General features: G+C 67.0%; 13 protein-coding genes and 1 pseudogene. 6 read left to right on the top strand and 8 right to left on the bottom strand.

The annotated features are described in order from the left end of the window. Positions 1–8: 8 nt before the first annotated feature. Positions 9–338, top strand: coding sequence for a hypothetical protein (locus ACU6WZ_RS21820; protein ID WP_447029822.1), 330 nt, complete (start codon positions 9–11; stop codon positions 336–338). Positions 339–543: 205 nt separating this feature from the next. Here the strand turns inward: ACU6WZ_RS21820 and ACU6WZ_RS21815 are convergent, their stop codons facing one another. Next, complete coding sequence (locus ACU6WZ_RS21815; RefSeq protein WP_447029820.1) at positions 544–2,136, bottom strand: IS4 family transposase; 1,593 nt, start codon at positions 2,134–2,136, stop codon at positions 544–546. Between the two features lie 128 nt (positions 2,137–2,264). Between ACU6WZ_RS21815 and ACU6WZ_RS21810 the strand changes: the two genes are divergently transcribed. Beyond that, positions 2,265–3,469, top strand: a protein-coding gene (locus ACU6WZ_RS21810) for an IS3 family transposase (RefSeq protein WP_447028795.1) whose coding sequence is annotated in 2 segments (ribosomal slippage) — positions 2,265–2,505 and positions 2,505–3,469 — 1,206 coding nt in all. Because the reading frame shifts where the segments join, the coding sequence is not laid out codon by codon here. A gap of 65 nt (positions 3,470–3,534) precedes the next feature. Here the strand turns inward: ACU6WZ_RS21810 and ACU6WZ_RS21805 are convergent. Beyond that, positions 3,535–4,104 (bottom strand): annotated as a pseudogene (locus tag ACU6WZ_RS21805) (IS256 family transposase); the annotation flags it as partial. Between the two features lie 100 nt (positions 4,105–4,204). Between ACU6WZ_RS21805 and ACU6WZ_RS21800 the strand changes: the two are divergent. Both ACU6WZ_RS21800 and ACU6WZ_RS21795 read left to right on the top strand, forming a co-directional pair. After that, the gene (locus ACU6WZ_RS21800) at positions 4,205–5,035 is read left to right on the top strand and encodes an IS5 family transposase (protein WP_447029818.1); all 831 of its coding nucleotides are present in this window, start codon (positions 4,205–4,207) and stop codon (positions 5,033–5,035) included. After that, positions 5,032–5,478, top strand: a complete 447-nt coding sequence (locus tag ACU6WZ_RS21795; RefSeq protein WP_447029761.1) for a hypothetical protein — start codon at positions 5,032–5,034, stop codon at positions 5,476–5,478. The genes ACU6WZ_RS21800 and ACU6WZ_RS21795 overlap by 4 nt, the downstream gene beginning before the upstream one ends. Positions 5,479–6,041: 563 nt before the next feature. On the opposite strand, the gene ACU6WZ_RS21790 is transcribed toward ACU6WZ_RS21795, so the two are convergent. The 6 genes from ACU6WZ_RS21790 to ACU6WZ_RS21765 form a co-directional block, all read right to left on the bottom strand. Then, the gene (locus tag ACU6WZ_RS21790; RefSeq protein ID WP_447029817.1) at positions 6,042–6,299 is read right to left on the bottom strand and encodes an IS3 family transposase; all 258 of its coding nucleotides are present in this window, start codon (positions 6,297–6,299) and stop codon (positions 6,042–6,044) included. Continuing rightward, a complete protein-coding gene (locus tag ACU6WZ_RS21785) occupies positions 6,296–7,639 on the bottom strand; it encodes an IS4 family transposase (protein WP_447028847.1) in 1,344 nt (447 codons plus the stop codon). The genes ACU6WZ_RS21790 and ACU6WZ_RS21785 overlap by 4 nt, the downstream gene beginning before the upstream one ends. Before the next feature lie 180 nt (positions 7,640–7,819). Then, complete coding sequence (locus ACU6WZ_RS21780; protein ID WP_447029815.1) at positions 7,820–8,044, bottom strand: hypothetical protein; 225 nt, start codon at positions 8,042–8,044, stop codon at positions 7,820–7,822. Between the two features lie 120 nt (positions 8,045–8,164). After that, complete coding sequence (ltrA, locus tag ACU6WZ_RS21775) at positions 8,165–9,412, bottom strand: group II intron reverse transcriptase/maturase (protein WP_447029813.1); 1,248 nt, start codon at positions 9,410–9,412, stop codon at positions 8,165–8,167. Positions 9,413–9,978: 566 nt separating this feature from the next. Continuing rightward, a complete protein-coding gene (locus ACU6WZ_RS21770) occupies positions 9,979–10,359 on the bottom strand; it encodes a hypothetical protein (protein WP_447029811.1) in 381 nt (126 codons plus the stop codon). 192 nt (positions 10,360–10,551) lie between these two features. Continuing rightward, positions 10,552–11,976, bottom strand: a complete 1,425-nt coding sequence (locus ACU6WZ_RS21765) for an IS1380 family transposase (protein ID WP_447029810.1) — start codon at positions 11,974–11,976, stop codon at positions 10,552–10,554. Positions 11,977–12,610: 634 nt separating this feature from the next. Here ACU6WZ_RS21765 and ACU6WZ_RS21760 point away from each other — a divergent pair. Together ACU6WZ_RS21760 and ACU6WZ_RS21755 are read left to right on the top strand one after the other, a co-directional pair. Then, positions 12,611–12,721, top strand: a complete 111-nt coding sequence (locus ACU6WZ_RS21760) for a keywimysin-related RiPP (protein ID WP_356565628.1) — start codon at positions 12,611–12,613, stop codon at positions 12,719–12,721. A 25-nt stretch (positions 12,722–12,746) separates the two neighbouring features. Beyond that, complete coding sequence (locus ACU6WZ_RS21755; protein ID WP_447029808.1) at positions 12,747–14,603, top strand: lasso peptide isopeptide bond-forming cyclase; 1,857 nt, start codon at positions 12,747–12,749, stop codon at positions 14,601–14,603. Positions 14,604–14,639: the final 36 nt, after the last annotated feature.

Here is a 14,639-nt window from a genome sequence, read left to right as displayed (position 1 = left end):
CGTGCACGATGTTCGCTCTCATCGCGCTCCTGGCGCAGCTCACGGTGATCTTCATCCACCGAGCAAGGAACCAACCCCGTCTACGGCCCGACTCCTACGCGCTCTACACCGGTTTGTGCGCGCTCGGGATCGCCGCCGGCTGGCTGGCCATCGGCCGCCCGGACATCACCTTCAACGACGGCCCCCTCGTCCTGCTCAGCGGCCTGCTGATCGCGGCCGAAGCAGCCGACGCGACGGCGAAGCTGGGCGCGCCCCGATGGGCGGACAAGGCAGTGTGCCTCCTGGGCGGGGCCGCAGCAGCGACATGGATGTCACCCGGCTGGATCCCTTGGGCCTAGCCAACGGCAAGGGGAACCGACGCCACCGTTGCGCCCGCACGCAGAGCTGGCGGGTGAGTCCAGAACCCTGTGCAACGAAAGGGCCCGTGGTGCCAACCAATTGGCACCACGGGCCCTCTCGCGTCAGTCGCTGCGACGTTTTGCAGGCGTTGTCACGTTATCGGGGGCGTGGGCGGCTGAGTGAAGTTTCCCCAAGGCCGGGTAGTTAGCGTTTTCGCGGGTCGCGCAAGGGACTTGGTGTCGGTGTGGCTGCCGTGTAGCGGCCGGTGCGGACCCTCCTGATCATTCCTTTCTCGGTCCAGCGGGCGAGTTGTCGGTAGGTGGCAACGAGTGTGACGTCGCCGAGGAGCTCGGCGATCTCCCTTGAGCGCCAGAGCCGTTCGGGTTCTGCCTGCAGGATGGCCAAGGTCCGTGTCATGCGGCTGCCGGTCCTGCCGGTTCCGGTGTTCTCCCGGACTGTCCTCGCCGGCAGAGCGGGGTCTGGTGGTGGGGGTGACAGGAGCGTGATTGTCATCGAGGTCACGACCTGGCTGGTGTCGGGACGGCCGTCCATCTTCCTTTCCGCGTAACGGGAGATGGGGGACTTCACCTTGCGGGTACTGACCCGGGTTCGTCGTGCGGGCGACAGCGCCGACAAGACCCTGCGGCCGATCACGCCGATGCCCGGTTCGAAAACTCCCTGCGCGCATACCAGCAGGTCGCGGGCGGTGTGGAGGGCGATGGTGAAGCCGCAGCGGTCGGGATCGGTGCCCGGCCTGGACTCCGCTGCCTCGACCATGGTGCGGCGCAGGAGCTGGTAGAGGGTGAGCAGGGACCACATCTCCTGCTCGACGCCGACCGGGTCGTGCGAGCGCAGGACGCGTCCGTTCAAGATCGTGTGGCGCAATGCGTAATAGGCGCTCTCATGCTCCCAGCGCTCGTGGTAGAGGCGCACGAGGTGGTCGGCCGGGTAGCGGCGTGCGTCCAGGAGTGTGGTCACCAGGCGGTAGGAGCCCTCGAAAGTGCTGCCGTCCGCGCAGGTGACGTTCACCCGGGCTTCGATGATCCGGGCCGGGACGCCGCCGATGACCGAGAGGTAGGAGGAGTCCGCGAGCCGTTGCAGGACCGGTGGGCGCCGGCGCTGGCTGATCCGGCCCAGGACCTGTGCGCCGGTGACATGTACGGCCGCAAGGAAGTCGTTGCTGTCGAAGCCCCGGTCCCACAACACCAGCATCTTCGGGCCCAGATGATGCAACAGCCTGGTGGCATAGGAGGTTTCGCCCTGACGAGTGGGGCCGAAGACCGCTCCGATCACGGCCCGGGTGCCGGTCTCGACCAGCGTCATCAACTCGATCTGCGGATAGCCGTTGTGCGGACACCGCCCCAACCAGCCCCGGTTGCGTTCGCTGTCGGGCACCTTGGTCGAGCTGCAACCGTCGAACGACACCGTCCGATACGGGCCGAACCGCACCCCCGGCGTGGTCGGCTGAGCCAACACCCCGGCCAACACCTCGAACAGCGCCCGCACCGGCGCGCTGCCCAGCCTGCGGCGCAGATCACGGAGCGCCTTCGCGCTCGGGCAAGCGATCGGCATCCCCGACAGGCCGGCAGCCAGCTTGTCCCAGACCAGCCGGTAGCCGACCTCGGGGAACAGGCACATCGCCAGGAGGAAGTAGACCCCGACACGCGAGGGCAGATCACGCAACCGCCGCTGCACGGTCCCGGTCTCGGACAAGACCGCGTCCACCAGCTCGAACGGCACGAACGGCGTCAGTTCTCCCAGATGCCCGGGAGCGAACCGGCCCGCGGCCACAGTCACCGTACGGGTGATGGCCGTCAGTGCCGACGGCGAGACACAATGAACAGGCAACGGAGCTCTGAGGTGACCCCCGTGGTGTGGACACACCTAACAATGGATCTTGATGGTCCAGGAAGGTGTAGATCCACATGGCAAGGCCCTCGAAGTACAGTGCGGAGTTCCGGTCCGACGCGATCGCGTTGTGGCGGGCATCGGCGGGAAGGCGGACGTTCAGGGACGTCGCGGCCGATCTGAACGTCAACCCCGAGACGCTGCGGACCTGGGTGCGTGACGCCGACGACGGTCCGGCCGCCTCCGGCGGGTCGCAGGACACCGAGGCCGAGCTGGCCCTGCTGCGCGCGGAGAACGCCAGGCTGGCCAAGGCGGAGAAGGAATGGCAGCTCGAGCGGGAGATCCTGCGACGGGCAGCCGCCTATTTTGCCCGGGAGATGAAGTGAAGACTGCCGCTTGGGACTTCATCTCCGCCCACGCCGAGATGTTCGGCATCAAGCGGATATGCCGGGTACTGGAAGTCTCCCGCTCGGGCTACTACCGGTGGATCGCCGGCGCCCAGACGCGGGCCGTCCGGCAGGCCACCGAGGATGCCCTGGTCGAGGAGATCCGCGAGATCCATGCCGAACACCGCGGGAACTATGGCGCGCTCCGAGTCCATGCCGAACTGCGCGGTTTCGGCCACATTGTCAACCGCAAGCGGGTGGCCAGGCTGATGCGCAAGCACGGCATCACCGGCCGCCACCTGCGGAAGAAGAAGCGCACCACGGTCCCTGACCGGCTCGCGCCGCCGGTGGCGGACCTGGTTCAGCGGGACTTCACCGCTGTCACTCTGGACGAGAAGTGGTGCGGCGACATCACATACGTGCAGGTCGGAGCCGCGTGGCTCTATCTCGCCTGCGTCATCGACATCCGCTCGCGCCGGGTGCTCGGCTACTCGATGGCCCCGCACATGCGGGCCGGGCTCGTCATCGACGCGCTCCAGGCCGCGGTCGCAGCCCGCGGCGGTGACGTCACCGGGGTGATCTTCCACGCGGACCGCGGATCGCAATATACGTCGGCCGCGTTCGCGCAGGTCTGTGACCGGCACGGCATCCGCAGGAGCATGGGAAGGGTCGGCTCGAGCTATGACAACGCCCTGGCCGAGAGCTTCTGGCAGGGACTGAAGCGAGAAGCAATGCACGGGAAGCTGTTCGTGACGATGCGACAGGCCAGGCTGGAGATCTTCCAGTGGCTCACCTACTACAACGCCTGCCGACGCCACAGCGCGCTCGACTACCTCTCTCCAATGGAGTTCGAACAGCAGCACCACAGGACAGCTAAACTCTCACTCGCAGCATGAACCCCTGTGTCCACACTCCGGGGGTCGGGTCTGTCCAGTCAAAGGTGTAACTGGGTTTGGTGTGGCTAGAGTTGACCTGCAGTGAGGCGGCCGTCGAAGGCAATGTCGAAGGCGTTCATCGCACCCTTCCAGCGCATAGTCCAGCGTTTGCGGCCGGCGCCGGTGGGGTCGAGGCTCATGACGGCCATGTAGACGCATTTGAGGGCGGCCTGCTCCGTGGGGAAGTGCCCGCGGGAGCGGACGGCCTTGCGGATGCGGGCGTTGACGCTCTCGATGCTGTTGGTCGTGCACACAATGCGACGTATTTCCGCATCAAACTGGAGGAAAGGCGTGAACTCTGCCCAACTCGACTCCCAGAGACGGACGATCGCCGGATACTTCTTCCCCCAGACCTCGGCGAACTCCAGGAACTGCGTCGTGGCCGCGTCCTCGCTCGGCGCGGTATAGACCGGCTTCAACGCCTTCGCGATTTTGTCCCAGTCCTGGCGGGCCGCGTACCTGAACGACGCCCGCAAGAGGTGAACCACACACGTTTGCACAACGGTACGGGGCCAGACTTCGCCGACCGCGTTGGGCAGCCCCTTCAGTCCGTCGCAGACCAGCATGAGGACGTCTTCGACGCCTCTGTTCTTCAGAGTGCGGTTCGCACTGTAATGCCGGGTTTGGTGTCGCTCGATGGGGTGGCGTTGGGGCATCTCTGCCGGTCAGGCGTTCGAGGTTCGCTTGGGTGGCGGGATGAGTGGTCGCAATCCGTACCCGAGTGATCTCACCGACGAGCAGTGGAAGTTGATCGAGCCCGTGATCAGCGCCTGGAAGGCCGAGCACCCCTCGGCCACCGGCCATCAGGGCAAATACGCGATGCGGGAGATCGTCAACACGATCCTCTACCAGAACCGCACCGGCTGTCAGTGGGAGTACCTGCCGCACGATCTGCCGCCGAAGAGTGCGACGTACTACTACTTCGCCGCCTGGCGTGACGACGGCACCGACCAGAGCGTTCACGACCTCCTGCGCTGGCAGCTGCGCGAGAGCCGGAAGCGATTAGCCGACCCGAGTCTGGTGGTCCTGGACACCCAGAGCATCCACGCGGCCGTCGGCGTCCCGGCCGACACGACGGGCAAGGACGCTTCGAAAAAGGTGCCGGGCAGGAAGAGATGCCTGGCCGTGGACGTGTTGGGCCTCGTCGTCGAGGCCGCCGCCCTGCCGGCGTCCGCGCACGACAACGCTGCCGGCATCGCCCTGCTGAACGGTGTGGCCGCGCAGACCGACACGGTGCGCAAGGCCCTGGTCGACCAGGGCTTCAAGAAGAGCGTCGTCGACCACGGCAAGACTCTCGGCATCGATGTCGAGATCGTCGAGCGCAACCCGGCCGAGAAGGGCTTCGTCCCGCAGGCCAAGCGGTGGATCGCGGAACAGACGAACGGGATCTTGATGTTCTACCGCCGTCTCGTGCGTGACTACGAACACCGGCTCGCCTCCTCCCGCTCGCGGGTGTTCTGGGCGATGACGTCGGTCATGGCCCGCCGCCTCACCGGCATCACCCTCCCCTCCTGGAGGGGCGCGTGAGTGAGATCCTCCAGGTCGAGGCCGTACTGGCCTACGTCGAGGTCCGGATGAGCGAAGTCTCCGAGCAGGCCGGACGGCTCCGGGACCAGATCGCCGAACTCACCGCCCGCCTCTGCGAGTTCGACACCGAGAGCGAGAATCTGCAGATCACCCGCAAGACCCTCCTCAGCCTCCCCGCACCGGCACCGGCACCGGCACCGGCACCGGCACCGGTCGACGATCCACCCCGCGCCGAGGTGCCGGAACACCCCGCCTACCAGCAGATCCTCACGGTCCTCGCCGACACCGGCCATCCGATGCGGGCCCGCGACATCTGCGAGGCCCTCGACCTTCCGATCCTGCCGAAGAACACCGAGGGCATCCGCTCCAAGCTGAAACGCCTGGTAACCCGCGGTATCCTCACCGAGCCCGAGCCCGGCTTGTTCACCCAGCCCCGCCCCTGAGCACCAGCCCACCCCACCGAGCAGGGCACCTCACCCAGACCTCATCGCGAATCGGGCATCACGGCGCGAACCGCACTCTTAGAGCTGTTTTGGCAGGTCACGAGCTCATGCGGAACCACGCAGCGACCTAATCCCAGGACTCAGCACGGGGGCCGGTCCGCCACCTCAGTAGCTGTTCGTGGCACCAGCTCACCCCACGGGCCCCGGTCTATGCGGGAGCTCGAATCAGCTCGGGCTTAACGAGAGGTCACCGTGGCGCGGGCTCGCACCACCAACTCCAACGAGTGATCAAGGGTTGGGTGTTGACATCCGCAGGTGCCGGGCGTTGCCGCTCTACATACAGGCGCAGGGCCTGGTGATGTCTAGGCATCCGTCCGGCACCCGCGGGCACCAACACCATCACCTCGTTCTGGTGGGCTGCGAGGGACACCTGACGCCGCGCGATCTGCTTCGAGGCGTCGAGGCCAGGTGAGTCGTGGGCGTCCGTCCGGTACCCACGCAGCCCACACCGCTCGAACAGTCCGCCTGACTACCCGTGCCGCCGGACCGTTCTTAACTCCGGATTAGGTGATGTCCCCTACGATCTTGCGGCCGGGCCGGTCGGCGTGGAAGTCGCGGCCGATCAGGTCGAGGGCTGGGGCAGCCCTGGGGTCCTGCTTGGTCAGGCTGCGGCGTCCGGTGCGCCGGGTGTGGCCGGCGATGCCGTGGTCGCGCATGATGCGTGCGACACGCTTGCGGTTGACCGGCCGGCCCCGGCGGCGCAGTTCGGCACTCACGCGCGGGACGCCGTAGGTCAATGCCGGGAAGCTTGGCTTGATCATCTCGTGTGGCTGTCGGGCTCCGCGGTGGTCGGCGGGGTTGTGTCGAGTGGGATGATTTCGATCCCGTATCCGGTGATTTTTGTGCTGCGGCTGGCCGGCCCGGCGGGTTTCGAGGGGAAGATGGAGCTGGGGCGTTTCACGGTCCGGGGGCAGACCCGCAGGCGTCGCTCGGCCGATCGCAGGTTCGCCAGCAGCGACGTGGTCATCTCGGCGAGGTGGGTGCCGATCCGCGCCGTGGTGCGGATCACGGTGTCCCGGGCGACGGTCAGGGCGACAGTGAAGGAGAGCCGGTCGGCATCGAGCCCGTGGCCGGCGGCGGTGGAACTGATCGTGCGGCGGATCGCCTGGTGGGTGACGAGATACGCCCAGATCTCCTGGTTGACCAGCGCGGGTGTCTTCGATCTCAGGACGGCGCGTGCCCCGCGCTGAGTGATCTTCAAGTCCCGGAATTCGAGCTCGGATTCCCACCGCTGGGAATACAGTGCGGCCAGTTCACCGGCGGGGAAGGCCGCAGGGTCGAGCAAGGTGGTGATGAGCCGGTAGGGCTCATGGCGTCGTGACCCGTCGGCGGCCTCGATGACGACCACCATCTCGATCACCCGGATCCGTACCGACCGGGGCCGCCCCGCCAGGGCTTTCGTGATGTTCTTGTGCGCGTGCCGGGTCGCGAGCCAGGAGCCGTCGGGCAGGACCTCGTCGGGGACCAGCCGCACCGCCGCCGAGATCCGCCACAACAGATCCGCCCCGCCGGCGGCGGCATCGACCCACAGCAGCCAGCCCGGGAATCCCCGGTCGGCCAGGACCAGCATCCCGGGGCGCATCCGGTCCAGCAGGCGCCGTGTCAGGTCCTGCTCACAGACCCGGCGGATGTCGAACGCCACCCCGAGCAGCGCCCGGGTCCCGCACTCGATCAGCGCGACCAGGCGGACCTGGGGGAACGCGGCGATCCGCCGCTGATTGCGGGTCCGGCCGAACACCGCGTTCACCGCGGTGTCGGCGACCTCGAGAAACGTGCCGTCCACCGAGGCCAGCCGAAGCCCCCGCCAGAACACCCCCGGCATCGCGACCGTGCCGACCGGCCCGGCGATCCGCTCGAACAGTAACCGGAACGGCTCCGGGCCCAGCGTGACGCGGCGCTGCCGCAGCGCCGAGGAGGAGACCAGCTGGCCCCGCGCGGCCAGCCGCGCCGTCCCACCGGCCAGCTTCGACAGCACCGACCGGTAGCCGTCTCTCGGGAACAGCGTCAACGCGAGCACGAAGAACACACACGTCACCGCGCAGAGTTTGCCGTCACTACGCCGGTCCCCGCGGCCGGAAGCCGCCAGCACATCCGTGACCATCCGCCGTGTCACAACCTGGCGCAACACACCCAGCTGCCCCGTCTGTCCCGCGCTCGCACGCGACGACCCCTCTATGCCAGACTCCCCAGACAACGAAGCTCCTGTTCCGAACAAGTCGATCGTGGTAGATCGCTCGTTCTACAGGAGCTTCGCTGCATCCAGCGCCCGCACACGAGATGATCAAGCCAAGCTTCCCGGCATTGCGCCGTAGGTGCCCTTCGACGCGATGTGAACCACGGTGATCTCGTGGGCCAGGGCCTCATCTGCCCGCCGCCGCGCCTGTCGGGCCTCGATCCCGGCCGCCCAGGCGTAGTAGGTGGATCGGGCCGTCTTCATCGCCCGGCACAGCAGGGTGATCGCGTAGTTGGCTTTCTCCGCGTGGATGAACCGGCATATCGCGCTCACCGATCGGTCTCCTTCGCGAAGAAAGCTGTCGGTCGGGTGGCCCGGGGGAATCGCACCCCCGGGCTCCCACAGATCCCGGCGTGACAGTCTCCCGTCACCGGGCTCTTATCATCCTGATCGTCAGGTGACGTTGACCCATTTCCAGTGCGCGAAGAACGACGGGTAGGACTTGACGACCTGATCCCACCTTCGCGCTGCCTTCTTGTAGGTCTTCAGCCGCTTGTGTTTCTTCCGGACCCAGCGCAGCAGGTAGAAATTGATGCGCTGGAGGAGGGGATACAGTTCGGTTTGATAGAAGGCTCCGTAGTACTGCATCCATCCGCGAATGATGGGGTTGAGCCATTTCGCGAACTCGCCGAAGGAGTAGGTGACATGCATGTGAATCCGCCAGGAGCGGACTTCCGTGCTCATCTTCTTCAGGGCGTCCTTGCTGACCGCCGGGAGGAAGGACGTGAAGATCTTCCCGTGGCGATCCTGTGCCGGACGGGTGCGGAATGTGAAACCCAGGAAGGTGAACGAGGTAGCCGTGCCATCACGGCGTCGCTCCCTTCCGCAGTACACGATCCGCGTCTTGTCCGGGTGCAGTTGGAGCCCGACCTCAGCCATTCTGTCTTCGAGTCGCGCCAGGACCTCTCGGGCCTGTCGCTCCGACGAGCAGTGGATCACCGCGTCGTCCGCATAGCGTTCGAACTGGACACCCGGAAAACTCCGGGTGAGCCACATGTCGAACGCGTAGTGCAGAAACAGATTCGCCAGGATCGGGGAGACCGCAGACCCTTGCGGGGTTCCCCGGTCTCTCTGCTGCAAGGTGCCGTTGGGTATCAGTACGGGAGCGGCAAGCCACCGCTTCACATACAGAATGACCCACGCGGCCTCAGTATGGGATTCCACCGCTTTCATGACCAGGTCCCAGCGGACGCTGTCGAAGAACTTGGCGATATCAAGGTCAATCGCCCACTTCTTCTTCCAGCATCTTTGCCGGCACGCAGCCACCGCGTCCAGCGCCGACCGTCCGGGACGGTAGCCGAAGGAGTCCGGGTGGAACAATGGCTCCACCCGTTTCTCCAGATGCCTGGCCACCACTGTCTGGGCGATCCTGTCCGGCACTGTCGGAACGCCGAGCAAACGGACTCCGTCACCATGCGACTTGGGAATCTCCACACCTTTCACCGGGGGCGGAAAATTGCTCCCCGAGGACATCCGGTTCCAGATCTTGTAGAGGTTTCCCCTCAAATCCTTCTCGAACGCCTCGATCGTGCAGCCATCCACCCCCGCAGCACCCTGATTCGCCTTCACCTTCAGATACGCCTCCCAGACCTCTCCTTTCGAGATATCAAACGGCTTCCCTGACGACTTCAGCTCGCTCACGCAGCTCCTCCCGGGAAAACCCGGTTGACCAAACAAACGAACCACGGACAATCCGGCCCCTTCGCTCCACCCTCACCGCGCCGAGCAAGAGCTTCATCACTACTACGAACCGGTCCGCCGACACAGCTTGCATCGGTACTCGGCCTCTCGCGGGTTGTCCGCTTGAGGTTCTCCCTTATGCGGCATCGTCCAAATCGGGTTACCGCAGCATCAAGCCGTGCCTTCCCACGTTCCGCACGAGCGCCGCAGACCAGGATCACGTCGCCTCTACGCCGGGCACCACCTGGCCAGTAGATCGGGTATCCGCCAGGCTCATCCCGGGGCAAAAAGTAACCCCCGGTTTTGATGCCGCTTAATCCTTAACGACGCGTCAACAGCGTCCCCCTTGACGGGGATTCGCGCTCCGTCTTCCTGGTCCCCACCTGACGCCTCTTGGACGCCTTTTCCACATCGCTCACCACGGTCGCGTCACCGCTTCCGCAGCATGTGGCGGTTTGAAGCCTCCCCCCGCAGGGCGGCTCCGAAGGGCCAACCTTCATCACTCGTGCAGCATCACGATCTGTCGCTCACCTACCCATAGCGAATTCCCGTGTTCGTGGCACACCTTTTCCCATAACCTCCAGCGCGGCCTTGTTCCGGGCCAGTTCCTTCTCCAGCCGTTCCACCTGGCGGCGTAGCTTCTCGTTCTCCGCCTCGGCGGCCGACTTCTTCGGCCTCGCCGGACTGGTGCGCTTGTCGACCAGCTTTTCCAGGGCCCCGGCGTCCCGCGCGGCCCGCCATTCCTTGACGTGCGAGTGATACAGGCGCTCGCGGCGCAGGACCGCGCCCTTCTCATTCTTGGGCGCCGCGTCGTACTCGGCCACGATCTTCAGCTTGTACTCGGGACTGAAGGAACGGCGCTTCGGCCTGGGGGCCGGGTCGGATCCGGCGGGCTTGTTGCTGGTCATGAGGGGGTGGTTCTCCTGTCGGCCTCGATCCTTCCGCGGTGATCGTTGCCTCGTAGGGTGATCACTTCGCCCCGTTTGTCCCCGCTGTTCGCGGTCAGGGTCTTCGCGTGTCGCTGCGGCTGCGCCGGGTTCCACGGTCCCGGGGTGGTGCGGGGCTCTCCTTCCTGGTCTTCGTCGGGGCGGGTCTGTTCGTCAGGTGACGGTGGTCAGGCCAGTCAGGCGCTGCCAGGCCAGGACGAACGCTTCTGCCCAGGGCCAGTCGGGGGCGAGGCGGAGGTGCCGGCGGCGGGCATGGGCGGCGAGACGGGCGGGCAGGTGGTAGATCCGAAACCGCATGGTGTCGGGTTCGGCGTCGGCCAGGCCGTCCTGGTCGTGCAGGGCGAGGAGGCGGAGCCAGGCGTCGAGGTCGGCGGCGAGGTTCGCGGCGAGCATCCAGCCCTGGTTCGTGGTGAAGGATTTCGAGGGCAGGTTGTGCAGCCCCATCGCTTTGTTCGTGCGGACCCGGTCCTCGACGACGGCGTGGTGCCGGTGCAGAGCGTCCAGCCACTGTGCCTGGTGGGAGCCGGGGATCCGGGTCATCTTGCGGATGTTGGTGGCGATGATCGAGTACTTGAAGCCGGTCTTCTTCTCGAAGTCGGTCAGGTTCGCGAGGTGGCGGCTGGAGGGCTTGACCCGGCGGGCGATCAGCCTCAGTCCCTTGTCCCAGCCCTCGCGTGCGCTCAGGCCGCTCAACTCCGCGACCCCGTAGTCCTCCTGGAGGGTGCCGTCCTGGTTCAGGGAGACCTCCCAGGCCGTCTCGGGCAGGCGGGCGATGGCCTGCTCGTCGAGGTCGGTGATGGTCCAGCCGGTGGTGAAACGGACCGTGCGCCGACGGGTGTTCAAGCCGATGAGGTGCTCATGCAGGCCGTGTGTGGCGCCGGCGCCGTCGACGCGGATCAGGAGTTTCGCGGCCGAGGAGCCAGGGATCTGGGCGAGCGCGTCGGCCAGGACCGTGAGGTGGTCGGCGACCGTGTTGCTGCCGGCGTTGCCCGGCCGCAACAGCATCGCCAGGCACTCGGACGTGTTCGCGCACCAGGCGGCCAGCGGATGGAACCCGAAAGTCTTCTTCCAGGTCGCCCGCGCCCGCTCCTTCTTCGAGGCAGCCGTGATGATCGTGGCGTCCATATCCACGATCACCCAGTTGTGCAGGCGTTTTCCGGCGACGGTGAGCCAAGGGAAGCCGCCGGGCCGCAGGGCCAGCCACGACCACACCATCCGGCGGACCCGTGCCCGGGCGCGGGCGATCGCCGCGAGCCGGTCGGCATCGCACAGGTCCAGGGTGCGGTACACAGTGGAGTCCGAGACGCCCGGGCCGGTCATCCGCTCGTGATGCAGGGCGAGTTGTTCGGCCTCCGCCACGCTCCGGGCGCCCAGCGCGATCGATATCGCCAGCTGGACGAACACCACCGCCCGATCCCGCCACCCCGGCCCGCCCACCGGGAACACCCCAGCCAGCGCCTCCGTCAGCCCCGACCGGTCCGCCAGCCGCCGCAGCAGCACCACCCCGGCATGCCCGACCAGCCCCTTCCCGTCAGCCCCCACGACCAGGCCCCGGTCCCACCCTGTACGCTCGCTCACCAGAAAGGTGTCCTGATTCTTGCAACCGATGCTTCCTCGACAGTCGCATCCTCGCAGGTCAGGACACCTTTTCTGCTACCCGGCCGTCAGGCCGGGCAATTCCGCTGAATGGTCAGGGTCGGTGCCCTCTCAGGCTAACCCGCCGAAGCGGGACGTCTCACCCAAGGCTGACAGAGAGGGGGTCGCCTGCGAGGCCAGAGAGATCGGCGGCTACATCCAGCCATTCGGGCAAGGTATGCACGGCAAGGAAGCGTGGCGACGAGAGCGAGTGCGCCCGGGCGGCTCCGTCCGGTTTCTGTCGGTGCATCCCCCTCGACAAGCCCGCTGGGGGCTTTGGGATGCGCAGGTCGAAACGTTTCTCTGCCCGCCAAAAGCACCCCGCTCGCCCGATGTTGCCTTCTGGCCGAAATCTATGACCAGCCGTGCAGCTGTCCGACTGTATTTGCGTTTTACGTATGATCCGATTTTCTTTTGCGGTCTTGCCACGGCACCCGCTGATGCGGGTAGCTAGGGCGCGCACCCGCTTCCTTGTTCCGGGCTTCCGATGAGCCCTGGCGGGGCGGCTGTGAACCGGCCTCCGGTTCACAGCCGCCCAGGGAGGCGGTCGTGCACACCTGTACGTGAGGGAGACGTCATGAAGAAGGCCTACGAAGCGCCGACGCTCGCCAAGCTGGGGACGTTCCGGAAGAAGACCGGGCTCCTGCAGCGCTCCGGCAACGACCGGCTCATCCTGAGCAAGAACTGACGACCGACGGTTCTGACTCGACGCCATGACTGAACTGCACGAGAGTGCGGGGGCGGGCCCCGGCGACGCGCACTTCACGGTCTTCACCGACTGTGAGGGCGCGGCCGCCGCGGCCCGCTCCTTCTCCCGCCCCGGAACCCGGACCCTCACACATGCCTCGGGCCGTCCCTGGCTCGTCGGCCACTGGCACGACGACGAGATCGTCACTGCACATGCCGGCCGCACTGGTCTCGCTGTCATCGGCTGCTGCCCGATCGATGCCAGCGAACTCGAGCGCCGCGCCGGGCAACTTCGTGACCTTGCCGAGCTCGACGCACTGGCTCGCTCCCTACCCGGCAGCTTCCATCTCGTCGCCGCGCTCGACGGTCAGCTCAGGGTGCAGGGCACCGCGTCCGGGCTCCGACTGGTCTTTCACGCCCGCGTTGACGGCGTGCAGGTGGCTGCTAGCCGCGCCGACGTACTCGCCGCCGCGCTCGGCGCCGAACCGGACGGGGAGCAACTGGCCGTCCGATTGCTGTGGCCGGTTCCCCATCCGCTCGCTGAAGCACCCATGTGGAGAGGCATTACCGCCGTGTCCCCACAGGACGCGCTGATCATCGCGGCGGACGGCCGGACCGTGCGCCACTCGCGCTGGTGGACACCGCCGGAGCCGTTGCGCACGCTCGCCGATGGCGCCCCCCTTGTCCGTGAAGCCCTGGTCACGGCGGTTGATGCCCGTACGCGGCAGGGCGGCGTGGTCAGCAGTGACCTGTCCGGCGGCCTGGATTCCACCTCCATCTGCTTCCTGGCGGACCGTTCACCGGCCCATGTGGTGGCCAGCACCTGGCCGGGGCGCGATCCCGCCGACACCGATCTGTACTGGGCCGAGCAGGCCGCCCGGTCAATGCCGGACATCGACCATGTGGTCTGGGACGCCCACGCCTCGCCACTGGTCTACAACGACCTGCTCGGCATCGACGACCTGCTGGACGAACCGACTATCGGCGTCATGGACCGCTCCCGAGTCCTACACCACCTGCCCGCAATGGCCGAGCGCGGCAGCCGCCTGCACCTGACCGGCATCGGCGGCGACCATGTGGCCTGGTGCTCCGAGGCGTACTACCACCGGCTGCTGCGCACCCGCCCGCTGTTCGCCCTTTCTCAGCTTCGCGGCTTTCGGGCCCTGTGGCAGTGGCCACTGAGAGGCACGGCACGGGCACTGGCCGACTCGCGGCCGTACGGGAAGTGGCTGGCCGACTCCAGCAGTCGCCTGCGCGACCCACTGCCTGCCACGGTCAGCACCAGCCTCGGCTGGGGCATGCCCCCACGCCTCTTCGGCTGGGTCACCCCCGACGCCGAACGGGCAGCCCAGCGGGCGCTGCGCGAGGCAGCGGCGAACGCGGTCCCGCTGCACCCAGACCGTGGCCTGCACGCCGACCTCGACCAGATTCGTTCCTGCACGCGCATCATCCGCCAGTGGGACCGGATGGCCGCCCGGGCAGGCGTGCCGATGGCATCGCCGTTCCTCGACGACCGCGTCATCGAGGCATGCCTCGCGGTGCGCCCGAGCGAGCGTGTCACGCCCTGGCAGTACAAACCCCTCCTGACCGCCGCGATGAGCGGGATCGTGCCCGATGCGTGCCTGCGGCGCACCAATAAGGCCGCCGCCTCCATGGACGCCTCCAACGGGCTGCGCGAACACCGCGCCGATCTGCTGGCACTGTGGGAGGACTCCCGGCTGGAGCAGTTGGGCCTGGTCGACGGGAACGCGTTGCGCCGGCTCGCCCAGCGGCCGGCCACACCCGAACTGCGCGACGCGATCCTCTACTCGACCATCGCCGCCGAAGTCTGGCTGCGCGGCCTGGCCCGCTCCACCGAGCCCGAAGCGCAGGCCAGTTACTGAAACCGTTTTCTGAACTCGACCCCGGGAAAGGTACGC

It is taken from the genome of Streptomyces hypolithicus (assembly GCF_052934925.1).
This window is presented reverse-complemented; position numbering and strand designations above follow the sequence as displayed.